General features: G+C 52.1%; 14 protein-coding genes and 1 tRNA gene. 6 read left to right on the top strand and 9 right to left on the bottom strand.

Annotation, left to right across the window (positions count from 1 at the left end; all coding sequences use genetic code 11):
• Nucleotides 1-2,932 (bottom strand): VPA1262 family protein (locus tag QZ554_RS03850; RefSeq protein ID WP_297194547.1); only part of this gene is annotated, 2,932 nt, incomplete at its 3' end.
• 777 nt (nucleotides 2,933-3,709) lie between these two features.
• Between QZ554_RS03850 and rpsU the strand changes: the two genes are divergently transcribed.
• The 6 genes from rpsU (at nucleotide 3,710) to QZ554_RS03880 (ending at nucleotide 10,777) form a co-directional block, all read left to right on the top strand.
• On the top strand, nucleotides 3,710-3,904 hold the full coding sequence (gene rpsU, locus QZ554_RS03855; protein ID WP_021666579.1) for a 30S ribosomal protein S21: 195 nt from the start codon (nucleotides 3,710-3,712) through the stop codon (nucleotides 3,902-3,904).
• Between the two features lie 354 nt (nucleotides 3,905-4,258).
• Nucleotides 4,259-5,353, top strand: coding sequence for a glycine cleavage system aminomethyltransferase GcvT (gcvT, locus tag QZ554_RS03860; RefSeq protein ID WP_297194549.1), 1,095 nt, complete (start codon nucleotides 4,259-4,261; stop codon nucleotides 5,351-5,353).
• Nucleotides 5,354-5,915: 562 nt separating this feature from the next.
• Nucleotides 5,916-6,839: a magnesium transporter CorA family protein gene (locus QZ554_RS03865; protein ID WP_297177216.1), complete on the top strand. Its 924-nt coding sequence runs from the start codon at nucleotides 5,916-5,918 to the stop codon at nucleotides 6,837-6,839.
• Between the two features lie 115 nt (nucleotides 6,840-6,954).
• Nucleotides 6,955-9,582 carry an alanine--tRNA ligase gene (alaS, locus tag QZ554_RS03870; RefSeq protein WP_297194551.1) on the top strand — a complete coding sequence of 876 codons (2,628 nt, stop codon included), beginning with the start codon at nucleotides 6,955-6,957 and terminating at the stop codon, nucleotides 9,580-9,582.
• A gap of 19 nt (nucleotides 9,583-9,601) precedes the next feature.
• Nucleotides 9,602-10,663, top strand: a complete 1,062-nt coding sequence (aroB, locus tag QZ554_RS03875; protein ID WP_297194553.1) for a 3-dehydroquinate synthase — start codon at nucleotides 9,602-9,604, stop codon at nucleotides 10,661-10,663.
• Nucleotides 10,664-10,702: 39 nt separating this feature from the next.
• Nucleotides 10,703-10,777: transfer RNA gene (locus tag QZ554_RS03880), tRNA-Pro, on the top strand.
• Nucleotides 10,778-11,752: 975 nt separating this feature from the next.
• On the opposite strand, the gene QZ554_RS03885 is transcribed toward QZ554_RS03880, so the two are convergent.
• From QZ554_RS03885 to QZ554_RS03920, 8 genes are all read right to left on the bottom strand, one after another.
• Nucleotides 11,753-13,552 carry a hypothetical protein gene (locus tag QZ554_RS03885; RefSeq protein ID WP_297194555.1) on the bottom strand — a complete coding sequence of 600 codons (1,800 nt, stop codon included), beginning with the start codon at nucleotides 13,550-13,552 and terminating at the stop codon, nucleotides 11,753-11,755.
• A 13-nt stretch (nucleotides 13,553-13,565) separates the two neighbouring features.
• A complete protein-coding gene (locus QZ554_RS03890; RefSeq protein WP_297194557.1) occupies nucleotides 13,566-16,583 on the bottom strand; it encodes a tetratricopeptide repeat protein in 3,018 nt (1,005 codons plus the stop codon).
• A 113-nt stretch (nucleotides 16,584-16,696) separates the two neighbouring features.
• Nucleotides 16,697-17,611: a ribonuclease Z gene (locus tag QZ554_RS03895; RefSeq protein WP_297194559.1), complete on the bottom strand. Its 915-nt coding sequence runs from the start codon at nucleotides 17,609-17,611 to the stop codon at nucleotides 16,697-16,699.
• A gap of 15 nt (nucleotides 17,612-17,626) precedes the next feature.
• Nucleotides 17,627-18,946, bottom strand: a complete 1,320-nt coding sequence (gene rseP, locus QZ554_RS03900; protein WP_297194561.1) for an RIP metalloprotease RseP — start codon at nucleotides 18,944-18,946, stop codon at nucleotides 17,627-17,629.
• Nucleotides 18,947-18,968: 22 nt separating this feature from the next.
• Complete coding sequence (locus QZ554_RS03905) at nucleotides 18,969-20,141, bottom strand: 1-deoxy-D-xylulose-5-phosphate reductoisomerase (protein WP_297194563.1); 1,173 nt, start codon at nucleotides 20,139-20,141, stop codon at nucleotides 18,969-18,971.
• A complete protein-coding gene (pepT, locus tag QZ554_RS03910) occupies nucleotides 20,141-21,385 on the bottom strand; it encodes a peptidase T (RefSeq protein ID WP_297194565.1) in 1,245 nt (414 codons plus the stop codon). The genes QZ554_RS03905 and pepT overlap by 1 nt, the downstream gene beginning before the upstream one ends.
• A complete protein-coding gene (locus QZ554_RS03915; RefSeq protein WP_297194566.1) occupies nucleotides 21,382-22,578 on the bottom strand; it encodes a tetratricopeptide repeat protein in 1,197 nt (398 codons plus the stop codon). The genes pepT and QZ554_RS03915 overlap by 4 nt, the downstream gene beginning before the upstream one ends.
• A 164-nt stretch (nucleotides 22,579-22,742) precedes the next feature.
• On the bottom strand, nucleotides 22,743-23,447 hold the full coding sequence (locus QZ554_RS03920; protein ID WP_297194567.1) for a hypothetical protein: 705 nt from the start codon (nucleotides 23,445-23,447) through the stop codon (nucleotides 22,743-22,745).
• Between the last annotated feature and the right edge of the window lie 235 nt (nucleotides 23,448-23,682).

Genomic DNA, 23,682 nt, shown 5'->3' on the forward strand with positions numbered 1-23,682 from the left:
TCCCAACCCTCCTTAATAAAGACAGTATCTCATCATTAATCTTGACTAGCTCACTGGAGGGAGATGGGTGTTCAGCTAGTATCCTCTCAAGCAAGGATCTTAGATTCTTTAGCGCAGAGCATGCCTGAAATACATTGTTATGATCTTTTATAATCAATCGATTTAGTTTCCTTTCTGTCTCCATCAGTAGCTTCTGTGACTTTTCTTGGAGCGCTTTAAGGGATCCGTTAATGAGAGAAAGACTCATAACGAGGACATCAGACCCGCTCTTGGTTCCACTCTGTATATATTCATCGAAAAGATATTCGGTTAATCTGCTAGATAAAATGTCTCTGTCTAATCTACCATCTTGAATCAGTGGTCTATAAATCTTATTGATATAAGTCTCTTGTGTCTTTAAAGGATAGCAGTCTCTTAATATATCAAGGATATTCTTGTAGGCGTATTCTATGTCAGATTCCTTGATCTCTTCTATCAGATGGTCGTAAATATCAGTTCTCTTAATATTCCGTTCCGATGAAAAGATGAGTGTGTTACATAACGTGATGCGTTCGTCATGACTCTGTAATAGTTTAGAGTAAGTTCTTATGTCAAAATTAGAGTAATTAGCCTTATAGATAAGAATGAGAGCGCCGAGTCCTCTACACCAATCGTTACCGTCTATTAGCATTTTCTCCATTAAATCACCATCCCAGTCAAATACTACGGAGTTAAAGATCATACATAGTAGCGTATTTGTGATCTTATATATCGAGGTAATAGTCTTGTCAGTCTTGATCTTTACAAGCTGATCTCGTAGCTGTTTAAGGGTGTCAATGGTATCTTGAGCAGAAGCCTTAATAAGTAGCATACAAGCATACTCCATACCCCAGCCCCCATACCAAAGATCCTTATAGCAACTATCTATCAGTTGTGTGTGGTTGCGATGGACAATCTCATGATAAGAGGCCTCCAAAATATCAGAGAAGTAATTGTTTCGGTAACCCCTCCAAGAACCTCCTTCGAACCCTATAGGAAATGAAGAATTATGATGATCAAGTATAAAGCTCTTTAGAGCTTCAATAGCTTTAGGATTAGTAGCAATTCTAGCCCCCATTACCTGGCGTATGGAGTAAAGTTCATCATTGCTACTATGTGCAAGATAATAACTGAAGGTTGAAATCCTATCAGCCGTTTTCTCCATCAAAATATCATTCAAAACTTGATCAAGGCAGTCAGGATCTAGTGGATGATTCATTGCCTGTAAGCAGTCATAAAAATCGGGGTCAGCAATCTCTTGATCCTCTTGTGGCATGCTTGATGTACGGTCAGAATAATGGTATATGGTCTCAACCTCATCCGGGTCAATGAGCTTGGTAATGTGTTTCTTTACCTTGACTAGCACAGGAGTCCCTATTCGTGTGATAAGTAGCGGGCTTTTCTTGGTGGCTCCTTGTAATGAATTAGATAGCATATAGCCTTCACATCTATCATCGTCATGTCCTATGAATAGGTACCTATCATGTAGCTTGGGGCCTGACCCTGGCATATCTCGAATGATAAGCCGCATAGAACCATATAGGCTTGGGTAATCCTTAATCATGGATAGAATCTTAGCCTTCCGTTGGGAAGTGCTACTTGTAGATATGGTATTATCTGCATTGGTTCTTAGATCCGTTTGTGTAAGGATAATACATTCTCCCTGGATATCTGTGAGGGCAATAAAGGACAAGGCTACATCTTCGAAATAAGGATCCTGGAGGAATACCCACTTAGCACCATTGGTTTTAGCTTTGAACCATTCCAGAAATGCTAGAGAACCTGATTCCTGAGTTTTACAGTCCCAACCAACAGGGAAATATGCGTCATCACACCGTTCAATAGATTTAATCGTCGACTTTCTTTTTAGCCATTGAGGGAAGTCTTCATTTCTTATATGGTGTGACTCACTATGTGTTCTTTGAACTGATGAAGCTATGTCGACAAGCTCCTTCTTATTCTTATGCATAGCTCCCTTAACCCTTTCTAACCAATCCGATTGTATATGAATTTCACTCTGTACTATAGCTAGACTGAAACATATTGCTTCTATATAATGATGAGTGGATAGGTGCACTAGCTTAACCTCAGAGGATTTAGTTAGCCAGATCTTTATTTCTACAGCTTTTGGAGGGTACTCAGATGGTATGGAGAAGGTACTATTCTCGTTCTCTACTGGTTTCTCTGACACCAATGTATCGGTGGTTATAACTCCTCCTCCTACCGTTATCTTAATGTTGACTGTCACAAGATCAGCTCCATGAGTAAGCTCGGAAGACAGCTCTACATGTTGACTAAAGGTGTCTTTATCTTGCCAATACTTAACCAAGGATCTTCCATAGATATCTTGATCTGGAGCGATAAGTATTTCTAGATTGCCGATATGGTCGTAGCTTGTATCAAATGGTAAGCCTGTTCCCTCCCTAAGCTTAACACTTAGGCTACGCATAGCGTTCTCCAATTCTTCTTGGTCTAGGAGATGTCCGTCGATCTCGAATAGGGTCTCAGGCTTGAGCATGCAGATATACCTACTGTCAGATAGCTGATTCCCTAAAATATTTGCTTTGTGCCATGGGACAGAAACTCCATCATAGATATATTCTACATCATATCTGAGGCTATCATTCTTGATACCATATTTATTAAGGCTTGTTTTAAGAGAATTCCCCATTGATAGAGCGTCATATATTCCTAAGACTTTCTCTCCCTCGGAGAAAATAGAAATACTCCCTAGGTAGACCTTCTTATTGCCATAACTCCCAAACTGAGAGAATTTACTTACAGTGGCTTTTTCCATGGAGTGATCACTAGGGGACACAACACCATAGGCTATTCTATAAATAGGATTGTTCTTGTCTTCCCCTATCCTTAGGATGAATAAGCGTAGAGATAGATACGTTATCTTAGGATTCATAAACCTGCTATTATAATAAGATGATAAGATGATAAGGTCGGGTGACTATTGGCTATGTTATACTTCCTGCTAGAGTACATAGGGACCGCCTCCTTATTTTGACTTTCACGAGGCTTCTGCACATTTGGAGTTGATGGTGTGCAAAGTTTGTAAGACTGAGTCACATATGGAGCTGGATTCCTCTTTGGGCATTGTTCTTCCCGATAAGACGCTAATTTGGAGATTCACTGCTCATAGACGCTGTCAACTTTGTTTGAAATCTGGCTCAAAGCCATCCTTTCCACCAAAAGTAATCCACTTCTGATTAAGGCGATTTATTCTCTGAAAATAGATAAGTCGTTTACATCTTCCCTGTAGGTCCTTTTGCGTTGTCGGAGTTATGTCATAGACATCGGGTACGGATAAAAAGACAGCGTACAATTCCCCTGAGGATCTGTCTTTCTTCTTGTGTCGTGCTATAAGAATTCATCATTAATTGGTTACGACTTTGAAAATTGTATCTAGCCTTCCCTAGGACTATACAATCCAAGGCTTCCTTTATTGACGGATCATTTGTGTACAAAGATGGGTATTTCTATCAACACAAGCAATGTATATACTTGCGTATGCGTGGTTGCACTTGAGGCTGGAATGTGCAGCTGTGCACGATGCTACTCTGAGTTTGCTTGTTAGGCAAAGAATTTGTAATTTTGCGCACTCGTTGGTGCATAGGTAAGGCACTAGCGACCTAGTAATAGAGTAGAAACGATAACAAATAAAGATAAGACTAACAGTATTATGATCGTAGTTCCAGTAAAAGAGGGCGAAAACATCGAAAAGGCTCTAAGAAGGTTCAAGAGAAAGTTTGAGAAGACCGGAGCAGTACGTGCACTACGTGCCCGTCAGGCCTTCATCAAGCCCTCTGTAGCACGCCGTAAGAAGATGGAGAAGGCCGTCTACGTCAAGCAGCTACAGCAGGCCGAAGAACAGTAGTCGCTCAAGGAATACTTCCTCCCCGATGTACTAGCCTCCCGCTAGTGGCTCACCCCTCAGAGGTGGGAGCGGGTATGGCATTAGCCCCTCTCTATGTGGCTACTATCACGTCGTACTAGAGACGAGGCATAGCCTACGTCTACGGCACGTAATATACACCAGCAGCACCCGAAGTCTATGTCTTCGGGTGCTGTCGTTTTATAGCCTTGTGCATAGTTTCAGAGGGTATGCTGGTGGTCTTGGCTGAAGAAGTGAAGAGGCATGCCCTTAAGTGCTAGGATTGTTCAGTAGATCTTACTACCTTTGGGGTACAACATGTACAACTACAACAACAAAACTAAGTAAGAAGCAAACATGAAGACTACTCCATTCACTGCCATCCACAAGGCACTAGGGGCAAAGATGCACGAGTTCGCAGGCTATGATATGCCTATCGAGTACAGCACGGGGATCATCGATGAGCACCATACGGTGGTCAAGGGTGTCGGCGTCTTCGATGTCTCGCATATGGGTGAGTTCTGGGTCAAGGGGCCAAAGGCTCTCCAGTTTGTACAAGATATCACAAGCAATGATGCCTCCAAGCTGAAGGTCGGCGATATCCAGTATACCTGCTTCCCCAATGCAGACGGAGGGATCATCGACGACCTCCTAGTCTATCACTATGAGGATGAGAAGTATCTGCTGGTAGTCAATGCTGCCAATATCGACAAGGACTGGGCTTGGTGCCAAGCTCACAATGCCGTAGGGGCAGAGCTGGAGAATAGCTCTGACAATATAGCCCAGCTAGCAGTACAGGGACCTCTGGCTACGGAGGTGCTACAGCGACTGACCTCGGTGAACCTCTCCGAGATCCCTTACTATACGTTTAAGGTCGGTGAGTTCGCTGGATGCCCCGATGTGATCCTCTCCAATACAGGGTACACCGGCGCAGGGGGCTTTGAGCTCTACTTCTATCCTCAGTATGGAGAGAAGATCTGGAATGCGATCTTTGAGGCTGGTAAGCCCGAGGGCATCCGTCCAATAGGTCTCGGTGCTCGTGATACCCTTCGTCTAGAGATGGGCTTCTGTCTCTATGGGAATGACATCACGGACAAGACCTCTCCACTAGAGGCTGGTCTAGGCTGGATCACGAAGTTCAAGGAAGATAAGAACTTCCCCAGCAAGGCTTTCCTCGAGCAGCAAAAGGCCGAGGGCGTTACTCGCAAGCTCGTTGCCTTCCGTCTGAAGGATAAGGGTATCCCCCGCTCTCACTATGAGATCGCCGATAGCGAAGGGAATATTATCGGGGAGGTTACCTCTGGGACGATGTCTCCTACGCTCAAGGTCGGTATCGGGATGGGCTATGTCAAGAAGGAATTCTCTGCCGTAGGTACTCCTATTCAGATCGTCGTGCGTGGACGTGGTCTAGCTGCAGAGGTCGTCAAGCCCCCTATGCGAGCAACCGAATAGCTGGGTAGGGGAGCACGGATATGCTCCCTCTTCCCCCCCTTGTGATAGTTTAGGAAAGGCATTTCCCTAGCGATCACTTTCGTCTTAGATACTTGCCCCAGAGCTCTACTTGCATAGTAGCTCTGGGGCAAGTCGCATTCTACTGGGGAGGCTTCAGTCGAGTCTGTGGTGGCCATGGAGATCTTGAGGGGCAGAGAGGTGTGGGGCTTAGGGGCTTTTTCGTATCTTTGTGGGTCTCTAGCTGGGAACTGCTGGAGCGAGGCTACAGCGACGTGCTGTGGCTCTGAGGACAAGATATAATTGCGTAAGTAAAGACTAGACACTCTATGGACGACTCCCTCCCTCCGAATGAGCGCATGGCATGCGCTCAATAGCAGTCGTCCTACCTTCATCACGGACCTAGGTCATCAGCCTAGGGTGAGGCATGGTAGGTCGGCAGCCCAATAGTGAAGACCTAATGTGGCTTCACCCTGCATCACCTAACCCCCTCCAATCATAGTAGATAAGACCTATCCCATACTATCCCCATAAAGAGGGTAGCCGTGGTCGGTCAAAGATAAAGATGAAGAGTTTCATAAGCATGGAGCCCGGTCTACCGGAGCTAGAAGAATATGCCCCCTCCTGCTGGGTCAATGTCGAGTGTCCAGATGAAGATGACTTCCTATTCCTCACCGAGGATCTGGGTATCCCGAGGGAGTTCCTCTCCGACATCGCAGATATAGATGAGCGACCACGTGCCGAGCGTGAGGATGAGTGGCTCCTGACAGTGCTACGTATCCCGTTGGATGGTGGGATGCAGGGCATGCCCTATCAGACGGTACCTATAGGTATCATCACGGGGCATGAGGCTACGGTCTCTGTGTGCTATCGTAGGACTCAGATGCTCCCAGACTTCATCAATCATATTCGCCGTAAGAATATCCAGATAGCAGGTCAGCGTGAGTTCATTACTCGTATGATCTACTCCTCGGCGGTGTGGTTCCTGAAGTATCTGAAGCTGATGTACCTGGAGATCAATCGGGCAGAGAAGGAGCTGGAGCAGAGCATCCGTAATGAGGATCTCCTGCGTATCATGCGTCTGCAGCGATCACTCGTCTACTTCAGTACCTCGATCCGAGGGAATGAGGCGATGCTCGGACGTCTGCGTACGACTTCGCGAGCGAGCAGTGTCGATCCAGACCTCTTCGAGGATGTAAGTATCGAGCTGCGGCAGGCCTACAACACGATCAATATCTATACGGATATCGTCCGTAGTATGATGGATGCCTCAGCGAACATCATCTCGAACAACGTCAATACGATCATGAAGCGTATGACGAGTATCTCGATCGTGCTGACCATTCCGACGATGATCTCCAGCTTCTTTGGGATGAACGTCGATGTCTATCTCGGGGAGTGGTATTGGGCCTTCCTCGTGATCTTCCTCGTCTCGGTGTGTATCTCCTCACTTGCCTTCTACCTCTTCCGTAAGATCAAGTGGTTCTAGTATCCCTCGGCCTGCGAAGTAGTAGCATACGTTTGTGCGACTGAGTGAACCCACTAGGCATAGTTTAGATTTAGACTTAATAAGACATAAAATACAATACATAGTATAGAGAGCAATGACCTCAAAAGAGATTCGCGAATCCTATAAAGAGTTCTTTAGAAGCAAGGGGCATCAGATCGTCCCCTCTGCCCCTATGGTCATCAAGGGTGACCCAACCCTGATGTTCACCAATGCAGGGATGAACCAGTTCAAGGATATCATCCTAGGAAATGCTGAGATCAAGTATCCACGAGTAGCAGACTCGCAGAAGTGCCTTCGTGTCAGTGGTAAGCATAACGACCTCGAGGAGGTCGGGCATGATACGTACCACCACACGATGTTTGAGATGCTGGGGAACTGGTCCTTTGGTGATTACTTCAAGCATGAGGCGATTGACTGGGCATGGGAATACCTAACGAGTGTCCTAGGGCTATCCCCTGATCGTCTGTATGTCACCGTCTTCGAGGGCTCTCCCGCTGATGGGCTAGAGCGAGATGATGAGGCGGCCAGCATCTGGGAGAAGCACCTATCCAAGGAGCGAATCATCAACGGGAATAAGCACGATAACTTCTGGGAGATGGGAGATCAGGGGCCCTGTGGCCCTTGCTCTGAGATCCATGTCGATATCCGCTCTGATGAGGAGCGCAGTCAGGTCTCTGGGCTCTCGCTCGTGAACCAAGGTCATCCACAGGTGATCGAGATCTGGAACCTCGTCTTCATGCAGTATAATCGCAAGGCTGATGGTTCTCTCGAGCCCCTACCTAAGCGAGTCATCGATACGGGGATGGGCTTCGAACGTCTCTGTATGGCCCTCCAGGGGAAGACCTCGAACTACGATACTGATATCTTCACTCCTATGATCCAGGCCATCGCTACCCTCACGGGTATCGAGTACGGAGCTGATGCTAAGAGTGATGTGGCTATGCGTGTCATCGCCGACCATATCCGTACGATAGCCTTTGCGATCACGGATGGACAGCTTCCCTCCAATGCTAAGGCAGGCTATGTCATCCGCCGTATCCTGCGCCGTGCCGTGCGCTATGGCTATACCTTCCTAGGGCGTCGAGAGGCCTTCATCTATAGCCTCCTACCTATCCTCATCGAGACGATGGGGGATGCCTATCCAGAGCTAGTCGCAGGACGTGAGCTCATCGGGAAGGTGATGAAGGAGGAAGAGGAAAGCTTCCTCCGTACCCTAGAGACAGGGATACGTCTACTGGAGAAGCAGATGGAGGATACCCGTGCCAAGGGTCTATCTGTCCTCGATGGGCACGATGCCTTCGTCCTCTATGATACCTATGGCTTCCCTCTTGACCTCACAGCCCTGATCCTCAGTGAGCATGGGATGAGTGTCGATGAGGCAGGCTTCGATGCAGCTATGCAGCAGCAGAAGGAGCGTGCACGCAATGCTGCTGCCATCGATGCCGGCGACTGGCAGATTGTGGCTGAGGGGGCTGTACGCTTCGTAGGCTATGACCTCATTGAGTGCTCGACAGAGATCCTTCGCTATCGTCAGGTCAAGCAGAAGAACCAACAATACTACCAAGTCGTCCTCTCCGAAACTCCATTCTATGCAGAGATGGGGGGACAGGTTGGCGACAAGGGCTTCCTCATCGATGCTGAGGGGAAGAAGTACGAAGTCTTCGATACTAAGCGTGAGAACAACCTCGCCATCCACCTCATGAAGGAGCTCCCCTCTGACCTAGAGGGGGCGCTGCGTGCTGTGGTGAGTGAGGAGCGTCGCCATCGTATCGAGGCCAATCACTCTGCGACGCACCTCCTACATGAGGCTCTACGTGAGGTCCTAGGCACGCATGTCGAGCAGAAGGGGTCGTTCGTCTCGGACGAAGTCTTACGTTTTGACTTTGCACACTTTGCCAAGGTAGAGCCAGAGCAGCTACGACAGGTCGAGCGTCTCGTCTCTGCTCGCATCCGAGCAGACCTGCCTCTGCAGGAGTTCAGAGAGGTACCTATCGATGAGGCACGAGAGATGGGAGCAATGGCTCTCTTTGGTGAGAAGTATGGGGATCATGTACGTGTCATCCGCTTTGGTTCATCCACTGAGTTCTGTGGGGGGACGCATATTCACTCTACGGGGCGTATCGGTACCTTCCGTATCCTCAGTGAGTCCTCTGTGGCTGCAGGTGTACGACGCATCGAGGCTGTATCGGGTGACGCTGCAGAGGAGTACCTCTATGGTATCGATGATATGGTACAGAGCATCCGTGGGCTCTTCAACAATAGCCCTCAGCTCATCACTGCCATTAAGAAGATGCTTGAGGAGAATGCTGATCTAGGCCGTCAAGTGGGGGACTTTGTCCGCCAGCAGACCTCTGAGGTGAAGCGTCGTCTCCTAGAGCAGCGTGTAGAGGTCAATGGCATCCGCCTCTTCCTGGTCCGCAGGGAGGCACCCGCTGAGATCATCAAGGATATAGCCTTCCAGATAGCAGGGGAGCTCAATGAGCCCTTTGTGTTCATCGCAGGTACCCCTCAGCAGGATAAGGCTAGTCTGACGCTCATGCTCTCTAAGGATCTTGTCGAGAGCCGAGGATGGAATGCCTCGCAGCTCATTCGCTCTGCAGCTAAGCATATCCAGGGCGGTGGAGGTGGACAGCCTCACTTCGCCACAGCTGGAGGTAAGAACCCCGATGGGCTCAGTGCTGCTGTGGACGAACTCCTCGAGACTCTTGGTCTAAAGGCATAGGGGCTCTCCCGTCCACTTTATGACCTTAGGAACAAACATGCTTGATCGCAAGCTCTCTGTCTATATTCAGGCAGTGGCTTGCGATCGCCTTTTTATACTATGTGATGAGGTCGTGGCAGAGCTACATGCCCCCCTCATCACGAGCCTGCGTACTATGCTTCCCGAGCCCACATTCCTCGCAGTGCCTGCTACGGAGCAGGCCAAGGGGACAGATAGCCTTGCTAGGGTATGGTCTTGGCTTGCAGACGAAGGGGCGACGAGACGTAGTGTGCTGATCCTGATCGGAGGAGGTGCACTACTTGACTTCGGAGGCTTCGCTGCCGCAACTTATATGCGAGGCATTCGGACGATCAATGTACCTACGACGCTCCTAGCGATGGTGGATGCCTCAGTCGGAGGCAAGACTGCTATTGATTATCATGGAGTGAAGAACCTCATTGGTGCCTTTCATCTCCCACTGGAGGTCTTTGTCGATATTGACTTCCTGCGTACACTTCCCATAGAGGAACTCTTATCGGGCTATGGTGAGATCATCAAGCATGCTACGCTCATGGGCGTAGAGGCATGGCGAGAGGTCTGTCGTATCGGTGATCCCGTAGCTCTGATGGATGAGGAATGGGAGGCTTTGATCGCTAAAAGTGTTGCCTACAAGTCTTCCATCGTAGAGGCTGATCCCGAGGAGCAGGGACTGAGACGTATCCTAAATGCAGGACATACCGTGGGACATGCCCTGGAGGCCTATTCGCACTCCAATCTCCACCGTCGCACCCTACCTCATGGGGAGGCGGTGGTCTTCGGTCTCCTCATAGAGAGCTATATTACGACGCTTGTTCGAGGGGGTAGTAGAGACTATATTCGTCAGCTAATGTATTTGGCGAGAGAGCTCTATTCTCCTTTTGTTTATACCTGCAAGGACTACCCCGAGCTCATACGACTTATGCGGCATGACAAGAAGAATAACTCTGGAAAGATCGTCCTCATGGGTATCCTGGCTCCAGGAGAGATAGAGCCCATCGAACTGGAAGATGAGGGGATAATCAAGGAAGGCTTGGACTTTCTAAGGGAAACATTTGGTAGTTAGCAATGATCTTTGTACCTTTGCACCGCAAACAGGCAAGAGCGGGATGTAGCTCAGCCCGGTTAGAGTACTCGTCTGGGGGGCGAGTGGTCGCTGGTTCGAATCCAGTCATCCCGACTTCTTCTAAGAGAGGCTTCACACTGGTGTGTGGAGTCTCTCTTGCTTTATATGTCATTCCTTACTTGTCTCTCTTTCTGCTCCTTATTTTCAGCTCCTCTAGCACGAGCTTGTGGTGCTTCTTATCTGGAGGGTAAGGGAGTCCATACTCCCTCTGTAGATTTCATTTAGGATAAATACTCTAGGAGAACAAGGTGAGAGTTCCTTTTCCATCTAAAGGCTCCTGGGGATATTTTAAGTGATTGCCTTCCTCAAGACCTCCCGCAGTATCATCACCAAGTGATCTCCCGAGATAAGATGTCACGCTCCCGACAGCACTTTGGCTGTCGGGGGCGTGTTTGTGTTTATACAGCTACTGCTTAGCTCTCCTGGGGCTTTGTGTGCTTCCCTTGTCAATCTGCTACATGGGGGCAACGCTCTCCTTGGTGTTTCCATAGAGACCCCTATTCTACTTCTCTAATCATCTGTGATAGAGGTGTCTCAAGCTAGGTGTAGTGTCGTGTGTTATATCTCTGTTGTGAACACGTCGAGAGTGCTAGAGTGGACATACCGAGAGCGCAGGTGCGTTCCTATAATGTTCGTCCCCGTCACCTTACATAGGTGACGGGGACGAACATACCGAGTCCTCTAGGCGGGTATATATTATCTCCTCAGGAGACCTCTCGGAATGTGCGCTAAGCTCCACTTAATTAAGTGTTTTGGAGAGCCATACGATAGCTTCTATCTGCTCCCCCCAAAAAGATCCCCACCACCGCCTATAGAGAGGCTGCGGTGGGGATTACTTTATCAGAAGTGGGAAGGGATTTACCCAAGAGGAGATCTCTTTACCCGAAGTAGGGACGGCTTTATCTGCTACAAGATAGACTTTTCCCTAAGTGGGGGCAGCGTTTTACTCGATGAGTGTGGAGCCCTTTACCTTAAGTGAGGGTAAATGCCTCGATCAGGACGGGAAGAGAGCCCGCCCTTCGTGGTGAGCTAGAAGCGGAACTGCAGACCGAGTAGCGCCGTGAGGGGCTGCTGGTGATAGCCCCACCAACGTGTCTGGCTACCCAATAGGAGGGCACGAGCCTCTGCTGTTAGACTTAGAGACTTCGTCAGACTAAGTGCAAGGTCGGCATGCAGTAGATGCGCAGCCTTGAGCCCGACACTCTTCCCACTGAGGTCGTAGTAGCGGACAGCACCCGTTAGGTCGTAGCCGATGCGAAGATCGACCTTGGGGATGAAATATAGTTCGGCTAGTGCCCTGACCTTGTACTCGGCCTTACCTGAGAGGAGGTCGGTTGGATCGAGGTACTTCGTGTATTCTCCTCCAAGCGAAGCACGGAAGAGACCACGATGATTGTACATCAGGTCTACCCCCAGAGCCAGCTCCCTGTAGTCGGCATAGTACGGTGTGAAGGAGATGGGAGATAAGACCTGCACTGCGGAAGTGCCGAGGCTAGAACCGTCATAGGCGAAGGGACGGAACTGAGCAGCCCCCCTGTGTCCAGCATATCGGGCAGATACTGCTGCCGATAGACGCTCTGCGATCGTGGTCGTCAGCGAGAGCTTAGCCCAGTAGATACGCTCTAGGAGGTCGGGGAAGGTATAGGCATCTAGGTAGGGCATCACCTGACTCATATCACCTAGCCCCAGGCGACGATGCTCGGCATCGGTCTCCAGACGGAGCTGTATGTATGGGGTATAGGTCAGGGAGGCATCTATACGGGGGAAGAGGTAGAGGTGTGCCCCCTTGCGGTCGCTACCATTGCTCAGACGTAGTCCACCGAGGAAACTCCAGGAGAAGTCGTCGTTCGTATCGTCAGCTAGGAAGTAAGGCGCAGCGGAGAGGATCATGCGGTTGGTCGAGATCGCCTGCTCCTGCGTTAGCCCTGAGACGAGCGGGGGGAAGCGGAGGATGGATAGAGAGAGGTCTCCCTGCACTCCCCAACGTGTGGTACTGCTGAGACGGTTGGATAGGTCTAGAGAGAACCTTGGTAGCCATTCAGAGGGCTTGGGCTCGGCACGCCATACCCCATCGGCATACTTTGTCCCAGCATAACCTAGGTGGAAGCGGGCATCGTAGAGCCACTCCGCTGTAGGATCATCGGCAAGTGCTAGGCGAGCATCCAGGTCAAAGAGACCCGTCGAGAGCTTGGTGATAGGGAGCTGAGTCAGCGCAGTCGAGCTGGTCTGTCCCGTCGTGACGGTGGTGAGCCCATAGTAGTTGTGCCCGAGCTGTCGCCAGCCTAGACGGATCTCTAGTGTGGGATCCTCAAAGTGATGGCGGTAGTAGGCACCTAAGCCCCAGGCTAGCTCCTTGGCCTTGGGTTGGACGAGGAGGTCATTGCTTATGGGATTGTCGCCCCAGTAGAGACGTCCGTAGACGTCGAATAGGTCATCCTTGGTGGAGATGATACGATAGCCTGCTCCGGCACGGAAGTTCATGCTGATCCCCCCTGCTAGCGTGAGGTAGCCACGCTGATCGGCACGTGTGAATCCACCCTTCATCGGGCCAAGGGCTGAGAGCGGTGCGATAGATGGTGTCAGGGCAAAGGGGATAGGGGTATCCTGATAGCTGTAGCGCAGAGGCGTGAGCGTGGGGGCGGGGATGGAGTAGGCTAGGTCCTGAGGCTGACGTGTACCTAGGACGACAGCATCCTCGGTCATGACTGTGAGCTCACGACGGAGGGTATCGGCACGGCGTGGCTGCGTACTCTGAGCCAGTAGGGCCTCACCCATCGCAAGGGTTACGAGTAGGAGTACGAGGCGAGATCGGACAATGAGCTTATTCATAATCTTACTTGTCTTACTTGGAATAGGTGTCGAGGCGCTCGGAGATCATCTGCTTGATATCCTCCTCTGTGCCCTTGTAATTAGCTTGCAGACTCTCTACATACTGCTTGGCGACATAGGTATCCCCCATGCGGTGGTAGCAGTCAGCTAGTAGGAGGAAGGCACGGGCAAGCCAATACTGCTGGCTCGTACCCTTGGCGATGAAGCTATCGAGCTCCTTCTTGGCCTCCTTAGGCTTGTTGGTCTGTAGGAGTAGGCTTGCATGGCGGATATAGCCCTCAGCTCCAGAGGGGCTGTCGGTGCTCTTGAGTAGAGGTTCGTAGGCCTTGAGAGCAGCGGCAGTCGCACCAGAAGCTTCCTCGCTCTTACCTATGAGTAGCTGTAGCTCCTCACGGGATGAGGTGGATAGGTCACTGCGACCAAGCAGGGTGCTCGCTGTAGACTTGGCACGGCGGTAGTCCTTCTGCTCGTAGGCTACCTGAGATAGACGGACACCATAGCGGATATGCTGTGGAGCCTCGAGCCCCTCGATCGCATAGAGCTTGGCCCAGCAGTCAAGCTGCTTGGCAGACTCCCCAGACTGCTTGTAGAGCTCGGTGAGTGCCTCTAGGGCAGGGATGCGTAGGTCTAGGGAGCGTGCGGGTGAGGAGAGGGAGGTATAGAGAGCTATAGCCTCGTGAGTACGATCGGTAGTGCTATAGACGCCTGCTAGCAGGAGCTGTGCACGTGGAGTCTCACGGCTATTGGGATAGACACGGATGAAGTTCTCTAGGTCGGATGCAGCGGAGAGCTTGTCCTTCTTGTAGCGGCTCTCTAGGGATAGGAACTGCAGGTGTGCACGCTCTTCCTCGGAGGGAGAGAGGCGGTTGCCAAGTGTGGAGGTATAGGCTGCATATTCGTCGATCTTATCGAGGTCGATGTAGATATTCCTTAGGTCAGAGAGAGCCGAGCGAGCCTCATCACTATCGGGATAGCGAGCGATCAGCGACTTGTAGGCAGCGATGGCCTGATCGTGCTTGCCACTATTGTAGGCGAGCATGGCACGCTCCATAGAGGCGAGTCGGGCATACTGCGAGTCGGGGTACTTCTCGATGAGCTGTAGCAGGGGTGCCTCGGCCTGCTCCATAGGAGCCTTGCTGAGAATGAGGGCACGTCCCTTGTTGTACAGAGCTTGAGGGACGTAGGTCGAGCTCTTGTGTGTCTTGAGAAGCTGATCAAGAGCCTCGGTCTGCTTGGCATACTGTCCCCAGTCCCCATAGATCTCAGCTATGCGATAGACCGCTTCATCGCTCCCCTCGGGGGTGAGTTCGTTGGCTCGGCGGTAGAGCGCAAGTGCTTCAGCCTTCTTCTTCTGAATGAGTAGGCAGTCTCCCATGCGGCTTAGGGCATCTACACGGCGAGCGACTTCCTCACGAGGAGCCTTGTTGGTGTAGCTGTCGAAGGCCTGATAGGCGCTACCATACTGTTTGGTATTGTATCGGGCATAGCCCTGGATATAGTAGGCTAGGGGGATGGTACTGCTCTGTGCTATACTCTTGGTGGCATCTGCCTCCGCCTGAGCGAAGTTCTCTCGCTCCAGGTGAGTAATGGCACGTAGGAGGTAGGCCTGAGCGGTATAGGCTGTGGTGCTCCCAGCGTCGATGGCACGGGTGAGGTACTTCTCAGACTCGGGGTACTGCTTCTGGGTCAGAGCATTCTCCCCGAGGCGCAGGAGGATGTACTGCTTAGCTTCCTTGAGCTCGCTGGTATTGACAGTGAGGCGCTCTAGGGTGGCCAGTGACTGGGCATAGTCCTTTGTCGTGAGGAAGATATCCTTCATCAGGCGCAGGATCTCGGGGCGGTACTTTGAGTTGGGGAAGGTCGTGATGAACTGCTCTGCCATACGGATGGTCTTCCCGAAGTTGGACCGCTGCGTCTGGTCATTCAGTAGGATGGCATTGTAGAGCGCATATTCACGTACTTGCTCTATCGCCGCTGGGTGCTCCCCTGCGGCGCTGTAGGCTAGGGCTGCCTCATTGTTATTCCTTAGCTTTAGTTGAGTATTTCCTAATAGGAATAGGCTCTGAGCACCGATGGCTTCCTTGCTGTCTGCTGCTACACTTAGAGGAGATACAGCCTGCTGGTATTGCCCGAGGGTGTAGAGCGATGTGCCGAGGGCATAGGATTCCTCCGTCAGAGGGATGTGCCCATCGATATCCTGTAGGGGCTGGAGTTGGCGTACGGCTTCGGCATAGTTGCCCTGCCTAAAGTAGGTCTGACCGATGAGGCTCCTAAGGGCGGGACGCTCAGCCATGGCAGGGTAGGTGCGGTTTAGCTCGGCTGCACGTGCAAGTGCCTGCTCAGGGGTGCTGGAGGAGAAGGCTAGGAGGGCAGACTGATAAGCTGCCTCAGGGGCAAGCTCGGGCGAGTAACGCTGGTCGCTGAAGAGTCTCTGTGCTCTCTGTAGATCCCCCTTAGCCCAAGCCACAGAGCCGAGGTAGAGGAGGGCTTGCTCGCCGACGATCGAGGTGTCATGCGTGGCATTCTCGAGCAGGACCTGTGCTTCATCTAGGAGAGGCTTCCTACGCTGATCTCGTAGGTAGAGGTACCCTAGAGCTAGATCATGCTGGGCTGCTTCGTGTGGAGGGAGGAGCTTCGTATCCCCCTTGAGTAGCTGGTCTTCGGCTAGTGGGTATAGCCCTTGATTGAGATATACCAGCCCAAGCAGGAGCTGGGCAGAGGGACGATCGAGGTCTAGGGGATACTCCTTGAGGTAGCGGTTGAGCACTTCCTCAGGGCTTCGCTCTTCCGTCATGATCCGAGCGATAGCCTCACGATAGGCGGTGTGCTCGGTGAGCATGGGTAGCTGAGGAAGTCTAGGGAGGTCGTGCTGATAGCCAAGGTAGTTATGCCCTGCGAAGGCAATCTGTAGCTCTGTGAGCCTTCCCCGCTCAGGGTGCGGATCAGAGATCTGTGCAGATAGGCTCTGTAGGCTGAGCGAGACGTATCCTACGACGAGGATGAGGCGTCTGATATTCTTCTTTGTCGTCATACGAATCTTCGGATGTACGTGGCTCGGCGACTATCAATGAATCTCTAGGGATACGGCCTTTGTTGACCTCAGCTCCACCTAGGGAGGTGAAGTGCCGAGTAGGATGAGAGTACTTAGAGGGAGAGCGTCATCCCCTCATTCGCCGCTAGCGTCTGAGGGAAGATCGCTTGCGCCTCCCTGAGTAGGGGCGCAGGGTTAGGGTAGCGAGCAGAGTAGTGCCCGATGAGGAGCTGCCGCACCTCAGCATCTCTGGCGATGAGTGCAGCTTGCTCGGCAGTGCTATGCCCAGTCTCCCGGGCACGTGCGGAGCGATCCTGTAGGAAGGTCGCTTCGTGATAGAGTAGATCTACACACCTCACGAGAGGGATGAGACTCGGATTGTAGGCAGTGTCGGAGCAGTAGGCATAGCTACGAGCAGGCTTACCAGCCTCGGTGAGGCGACTGTTGGGGATGATAGTTCCCTCCTCGGTCTCGAAGTCCTTGCCCTCTCGGAGCATCGCATAGTAGCTCCGTGGCACTCCATAGAAGTCACACGAGGCTCTGTCGATATGTCGCATCGTCACCCGCTCCTGTAGGTGGTAGCCCATACAGGGTAGCCCATGCTTTAGAGGTAGGGTTGTGACGAGGACTGAGCGGTCTTCGTAGGCAACGACGGGAGTCCGATCATCTAGGACGTGGATCTCGATTTCGTAGCCGAGATACTGCTTGTTCTGCTCAATAAACGGAGTGAGGAAGGTATCTAGTCCTTTTGGCCCATAGATGGGAAGTGCTCTCCTCCTGCCCAGTAGGCCTAGTGTGGAGAGCAAGCCAGGTAGACCGAAGCAGTGATCTCCGTGTAGGTGGGAGATGAAGATCGCCACTAGTCGGCCAAAGTCTAAGCGCTGCAGACGTAGCTGTCTCTGAGCACCCTCCCCGCAGTCGATCATGAAGAGCTTGTCCCGCAGCTCTACGACCTGTGAGGTAGGGTAGTGCGCTACGGTCGGTAGGGCAGACCCACAGCCTAGGATATGTACCTTGAAGTCACTCATCGTATAGCGAAGGCCTTACTTGAAGAAGGCTCGATAGATGTCGTTCCCGTTGGCGTAGAGCATCAGTGCCATCAGTAGGACAAGCCCCACGGTCTGGATATAGGTCATAGCCTTGTCGCTAAGTGGCTTCCTACGTATCATCTCTATAATGATGAATAGGATGTGCCCACCATCGAGCGCAGGGATCGGAAGGATATTCATCACCGCAAGGATGATCGAGAGGAAGGCTGTAATCGACCAGAAGCTCTGCCAATCAAAGCTGGAGGGGAAGAGCTTGCCCATCGTGCCTAGGCCACCCATCTGCCGAGCTCCTTCTCTGGTGAAGATATACTTCAGGCCACTGATATAGCTTGAGGTCGTCTGTATGGCTCGGTCGATACCAGCTGGTACGGCAGAGAGAATATTGTAGCTCACGTGCTCTATGGGATAGAGGTGCTCTGCACTCTGTAGCAGTACCCCTATGTTTCCGAGGGAGTCGAGCTGTACCCTCTGTGCTATCGGGCTGCCGGAGCGGTCGATGAGGAGCTGTACCTCATGTCCCTTCCTAGCTTGTAGTGCCTGCTGTACCTCGGCGATGTCCGAGCAGACTAAGCTATCCACGCCGATGATGTGATCGCCATGCTGTAGTAGGCCCTTGGCTGGACTCGTAGGCATCACAGAGTCGATGACGAAGGGTAGACGCAGTGCGCCGAAGCCTTCCTCGGCCTTCAGTAGTCGAGTCATCATATCCTCGGGGATAGGGATCACTCGCTCCTCTGTACCACGGCGAACAGTGACACTCTTGGCCTTGATCAGGGAGGAGATAAAGCGAGAGTCAAGGACATTAGGTGACACCCGGTCATCGACACGTAGGATCACATCTCCATCCTCGAAGCCTACGGACTTCGCTGTCTCAGAGAAGGTCATCCCTGCTGTTACTCGATCACTGGGTAGTACCTTGTTCCCCCAGACGAGTATGATACCCGTATAGATAATGAAGGCTAGGATCACATTGAAGAGTACACCGCCAGCCATGATCATGAGGCGGGCGAAGGCACTCTTGCTACGGAATTCATCAGGCTTAGGCTCACTCTTCATCGCATCGGTGTCCATGGACTCATCGATCATCCCTGCTATCTTGCAGTAGCCCCCGAGAGGGAGCCAACCGATACCATAGGTCGTACCACTACGCTTGGAGGTCCACTTGCAGAGTGAGAACCAAGGGTTAAAGAAGAGGTAGAACTTCTCCACTCGTGCTCCGAAGAAGCGAGCCATCGAGTAGTGCCCCAGTTCGTGTATAAAGACGAGGATTGAGAGGGAGAAGAGAAGCTGAAGTATACGAATCGTTATATCCATTGCTTTGTCGGTAGGGGGAATTCTAATGTCTTGCTAGCCACTCTGTGCTGTGCCTACGTACCTCTAGGTCTATCCCCTCTAGGCTCTCGAGGTCGTAGTGCGGAGTGGTGGTGTGGGTGGTGAGCGCATGCTCTATCAGCTCACTCATTCGCCTAAAGCCTATGCGCCCCTCTAAGAACGCAGCTACGGCGATCTCATTGGCTGCATTGAGCACACAGGGTGCTGTCCCTCCTCGGTGGATCGCCTCATAGGCTAGTCCAAGGTTTGGGAACGTCTCCATATCGGGGCGCTCAAAGGTAAAGCTGTACTGGGTGAAGTCTAGGCGAGGGTAGCTATTGGCTACACGCTCTGTCAGGCCTAAGGCATAGCTAATCGGTAGGCGCATATCTGGCTGACCGAGCTGAGCCTTGATCGAGCCGTCATGGAACTGCACCATCGAGTGAATGATACTCTGTGGATGCACCAGGATCTCTATATCCTCGGGGCTAACGTCGAAGAGCCAACGAGCCTCGATCATCTCAAGTCCCTTGTTCATGAGCGAGGCTGAGTCGATCGTGACCTTGGCTCCCATGACCCAGTTGGGATGTCGTAGGGCTTGCTCTACGGTGACTTGCTCGAGTTCTGTGGCGCTATAGCCACGAAAGGGGCCTCCAGAGGCCGTTAGTAGGATCTTCTCGACTGAGGACTCCGTGCCCTCACCCTCCCCTACGAGGCACTGGTAGATAGCCGAGTGCTCCGAGTCTACGGGGATAATGCGCGCTTGATGAGCCTTTGCTTCTCGGATAATCAGCTCACCAGCGACGACGAGGGTCTCCTTGTTCGCCAGCGCAATGGTCTTACCCGCACGGATTGCAGCCATCGTAGGGCGTAGCCCCGCATAGCCGACCATAGCTGTCAGTACGATGTCTATATCGGGGTGCTGGACAGCCTCCTCGATAGCCGTACTACCAGCATAGACCTCTATCCCGAGGGGAGATAGGGCTGTGTGGACGGGGACGTATAGGCTCTCGTCTGCGATCACGACAGCACGTGGATGGAACTCCCGAGCCTGTGCGATCAGTAGGTCCACACTGCTACGTGCTACGAGAAGCGTAGCCTCAAACTCCTCCCTATGATCTCGAATGATATCTAAGGCCTGCGTCCCGATAGAGCCTGTCGAGCCCAGCAGTGCGATACGTCTCTTTGGTCCTTTCACTAGGCTTCGGTGACTAGGTGAACGAGCGTCTCTACCGCACGACACATCGTGTCTAGTGAGGCATACTCATACTTGCCGTGGAAGTTCGCTCCACCGGTGAAGAGGTTGGGGCAGGGTAGTCCCATATAGGAGAGACGTGCCCCGTCAGTCCCTCCTCGTATGGGAGAGATACGAGGGGTGACACCTGCTAGGGTCATAGCCTGCTTGGCACGCTCGATCATTTCAGCATGTGGCGCTACCTGATCATACATATTGTAGTAGCTATCCTTGATCTCTACCTGTATGACAGGACGCTTGTAGGCGGCATTGATCTCGGCTGCGATCTGCTCGAGGTAGGTCTTCTTCTCCTCAAAGAGGCCACGGTTATGGTCACGGATGATGTACTCGGCCTCTGCACGCTCTACGTCACCGCTGAAGTGGGTCAAGTGGTAGAAGCCCTCATAGCCCTCCGTGAACTCGGGGCGTGCATAGTGGGGGAGTGAGGCATGCAGGAGGTAGATCACCTCAATGGCATTGACCAGCTTCCCCTTGGCATAGCCCGGGTGGATACTACGCCCTGTGGCGACTACCTTGGCAGAGGCTGCGTTGAAGTTCTCATACTCCAATTCGCCCTCTCGTCCTCCATCTACAGTGAAGGCAAAGTCCGCTCCGAACTTCTTCACGTCGAAGTGATCTACACCTGCTCCGATCTCCTCATCGGGTGTGAAGCCGATGCAGATCTTGCCGTGTGGGAGCTCGGGGTGAGCCATGATATAGCGTACAGCCTCCATGATCTCAGCCACACCTGCCTTGTCGTCAGCTCCTAGGAGGGTCGTCCCATCTGTGGTGATGAGGGTGTGCCCTAGTAGCTCCATGAGCTCTGGGAACTCTCGTGCTGTGAGCTCTGCTGTCGTACCTAGAGGGATAGCCTCACCTGCGTAGTCCTCGATGATCTGAGGGTGTACATCCTGCCCAGAGAAGTCAGGGCTCGTGTCCACATGTGCGATCAGCCCTAGTGCAGGACGATCCTCATAGCCTGCTGTGGCAGATATCTGTGCTAGGACATATCCCTTGGGCTCTAGGCTCACACTGGTGACTCCTAGCTCTAGGAGCTGGTCGTGTAGCAGGCGCAGTAGGGTGAACTGCTTCTCTGTGGAGGGATAGCTGGTACTCTTGGGGTCGCTCTGGGTGTCGATCGCTACATAGCTGAGAAAGCGGTCGAGCAGGGACTGACGTATCTGATGGGCTATGGATGGTTGGTTCATTTCTTCGCTTCGTTATAGAGCTCTTCGTACCTCTTCTCTAGGCCTAGGCGGTAGTAGACGTTGCCCAGCAGATCTCTCACTTGGTCAGGAGAACGCTTGTAGGCGGCTTCTAGGTGGGGGAGTGACTGACGGAAGTATTCCTTGGCCTTGTGCTCATCGAGCTTGGTGCTGAGGGGCTTGGACAGGAGGGTCACTGCATTGTTGTAGTAGACCTGCCCGAGGTTGAAGAGGGCATCATAGTTGTCTGGGCTGAGCTGGAGTACCTGCTTGTAGATCTCTGTGGCTCGTGCCCAGTCCTGTGCTAGGAAGTAGACATTACCTCGTAGTACTAGGAGGTTGGGGTTCGTTGGGGCGACCTTTAGGGCTCGGTCGATGAGGGCGACGGCCTTGTCGTACTCCTTGCGCGCCTGATGGATGGAGATCATCGTCCCGAAGAAGAAGGTGGTCTCTGGGAAGAGCTCCGCCCCACGCTCTAGGATGGGCATAGCACCTAGGGTATCCCCCTCGGCTAGATAGCTACGTGCGACGAACTGGTAGACCTCGTTGCGGTTGGCTGCTCGATCCTTGTACCGGCTCAGTCGGATGACCTCGGGGTAGAGCTTACCCGTGTAGGCAGAGACTAGAGCGTAGTAGGTGAGGTTGGCTGTCGTGGAGTCAGCGGGTAAGTTTTGTTCGCCTAGGGGGAGGAGGATGTGCTGGGCACTAAGGGCTGCGGTGAAGGCATTGACTGCCTCCTGGTAGCTCTTGCGGTCAAGCCAGAAGAGTCCTGCGCTGTAGATCCTGTCCTTATCCTCCTTCACGTAGTCCTGTACCTTCTTGAGGTACTTTAGGCTGATGCGCCCAGTCTTGTCGGGGGTACGCTCTAGGCTGTCGGTCTTCCGCCAGCCGTAGATCTCTGCCACGACAGAGCGGAACATGCTCGCAGTGTCGCCGACCACCCCTGGGGTGATGAGCTTACGATACTCAGCCTTGGATTTGTTGTGTTCGACGAGCCCCATGATATAGTAGGTATAGGGGTCGTTCTTCGTTTCCTCGTGTGCTGCAGCCTCTCGGAGTAGCCTATCGATCTCTGCGAAGTTGGGCTTTTCACTCTGTAGCAGGCGATCAGCGGCACGTACATTGCTACGCTGTGCTACCCCACGATAGGAGGTGAGGAGGCAGAGCGTCGCGATGCAGGCAAGATACTTTCTCATATTGATCGTCTTGTCAAAAAAATTATGCAATCACAAAGATACGATATTGTAAAGGAATAGGTATAAGTAAACCCCCACAGGAGGAGCTAGTCCTCGTGTGGGGGCTGGTGGATACACGCTCACCCCTTTGGGGCGGTGTGTATGCCATGGGTAGGGGGGCTTGACTAGAAGGTCACCCCTAGCTTGATGGAGAGGCCACTCATGTTAGCTGTTGTGGTGGCATTATTGAGCGTGCCGATCTTGACAGACTGAGAGCCGTACCCGATGCTGAACGTGTACTTCTTCACGGCCACTCCGAGAGCAGCAGAGAAGTATAGCCCGCTGAGCTGTGAGTTCGTTAGCCCTGCACTGTAGCCGAGCTTGAGGTCAGCAAAGGGCGTGAAGTACTCTGTCCCGAGTGGGAGTATTCCACGTCCGTGAGCGTAGATGGGCAGGAGCCAGAAGCTCTTGCTATCAGCTGCATACTTCCAGCTTGAGAAGTTGAGACCGATACCAGCACCGAGGTAGATGTGGCGGTTGATGTAGGCACCTACGGAGGGTAGGAGCTCTAGACGCATGTCCTTACCGAAGCCCGTGATACCAAGCTCTGCATGAGCCCCTAGGAGAGGGTAGTTACGATCTAGGTAGATGATCTGGCGCTCCTGCTGGGGAGCCTTCTCACGTGTGATACGGCTGATCTCATCGGCTGTATAGATGAAGATAGAGCCATCACGAGCCTGGATCTTTACTCGCTGGCCTGGGATCTGCTCTATGATGGTACCATAGATGACGCTACCATTCTTGAGGTGTACAGCCTCTACGGTCTTCTGGGCAAAGGAGAGCTGTACGCAGGCGAAAAGCCCTAGGGCTAGGAGCAATAATCTCTTCATTCTGTTGTTAGGTGTTTAATTTGTTTTGTTCTATTCAGTCTTATTCACTAGCTCTGCCTCCCCAGCTAATGGAAGGGGTGCTGCTAGCTCTATTAAGACAAAGATAGTGACTTTCCCCTTAATATGGGTTCTCCTTACCTTATCGTTTTCTCCTTCCTTTGTGTCTTGCACCTTGCTCTATCTGCACTAGAGTGTGGCGATACAGGTCGGTCTAGCATCCCGTAGGATAGCAGTC

The organism is uncultured Porphyromonas sp. (assembly GCF_915070105.1).
In the GTDB taxonomy this organism is placed as follows: Bacteria; Bacteroidota; Bacteroidia; order Bacteroidales; family Porphyromonadaceae; genus Porphyromonas.

What these genes read in the sequence shown, in the direction of transcription:
- aroB (WP_297194553.1), top strand. Translation starts at nt 9,602, where the DNA reads ATGACCTTAGGAACAAACATGCTTGATCGCAAGCTCTCTGTCTATATT.
- gcvT (WP_297194549.1), top strand. Translation starts at nt 4,259, where the DNA reads ATGAAGACTACTCCATTCACTGCCATCCACAAGGCACTAGGGGCAAAG.
- rpsU (WP_021666579.1), top strand. Translation starts at nt 3,710, where the DNA reads ATGATCGTAGTTCCAGTAAAAGAGGGCGAAAACATCGAAAAGGCTCTA.
- QZ554_RS03915 (WP_297194566.1), bottom strand. Translation starts at nt 22,578, where the DNA reads ATGAGAAAGTATCTTGCCTGCATCGCGACGCTCTGCCTCCTCACCTCC.
- alaS (WP_297194551.1), top strand. Translation starts at nt 6,955, where the DNA reads ATGACCTCAAAAGAGATTCGCGAATCCTATAAAGAGTTCTTTAGAAGC.
- QZ554_RS03895 (WP_297194559.1), bottom strand. Translation starts at nt 17,611, where the DNA reads ATGAGTGACTTCAAGGTACATATCCTAGGCTGTGGGTCTGCCCTACCG.
- QZ554_RS03865 (WP_297177216.1), top strand. Translation starts at nt 5,916, where the DNA reads ATGAAGAGTTTCATAAGCATGGAGCCCGGTCTACCGGAGCTAGAAGAA.
- rseP (WP_297194561.1), bottom strand. Translation starts at nt 18,946, where the DNA reads ATGGATATAACGATTCGTATACTTCAGCTTCTCTTCTCCCTCTCAATC.
- QZ554_RS03920 (WP_297194567.1), bottom strand. Translation starts at nt 23,447, where the DNA reads ATGAAGAGATTATTGCTCCTAGCCCTAGGGCTTTTCGCCTGCGTACAG.
- QZ554_RS03890 (WP_297194557.1), bottom strand. Translation starts at nt 16,583, where the DNA reads ATGACGACAAAGAAGAATATCAGACGCCTCATCCTCGTCGTAGGATAC.
- pepT (WP_297194565.1), bottom strand. Translation starts at nt 21,385, where the DNA reads ATGAACCAACCATCCATAGCCCATCAGATACGTCAGTCCCTGCTCGAC.
- QZ554_RS03885 (WP_297194555.1), bottom strand. Translation starts at nt 13,552, where the DNA reads ATGAATAAGCTCATTGTCCGATCTCGCCTCGTACTCCTACTCGTAACC.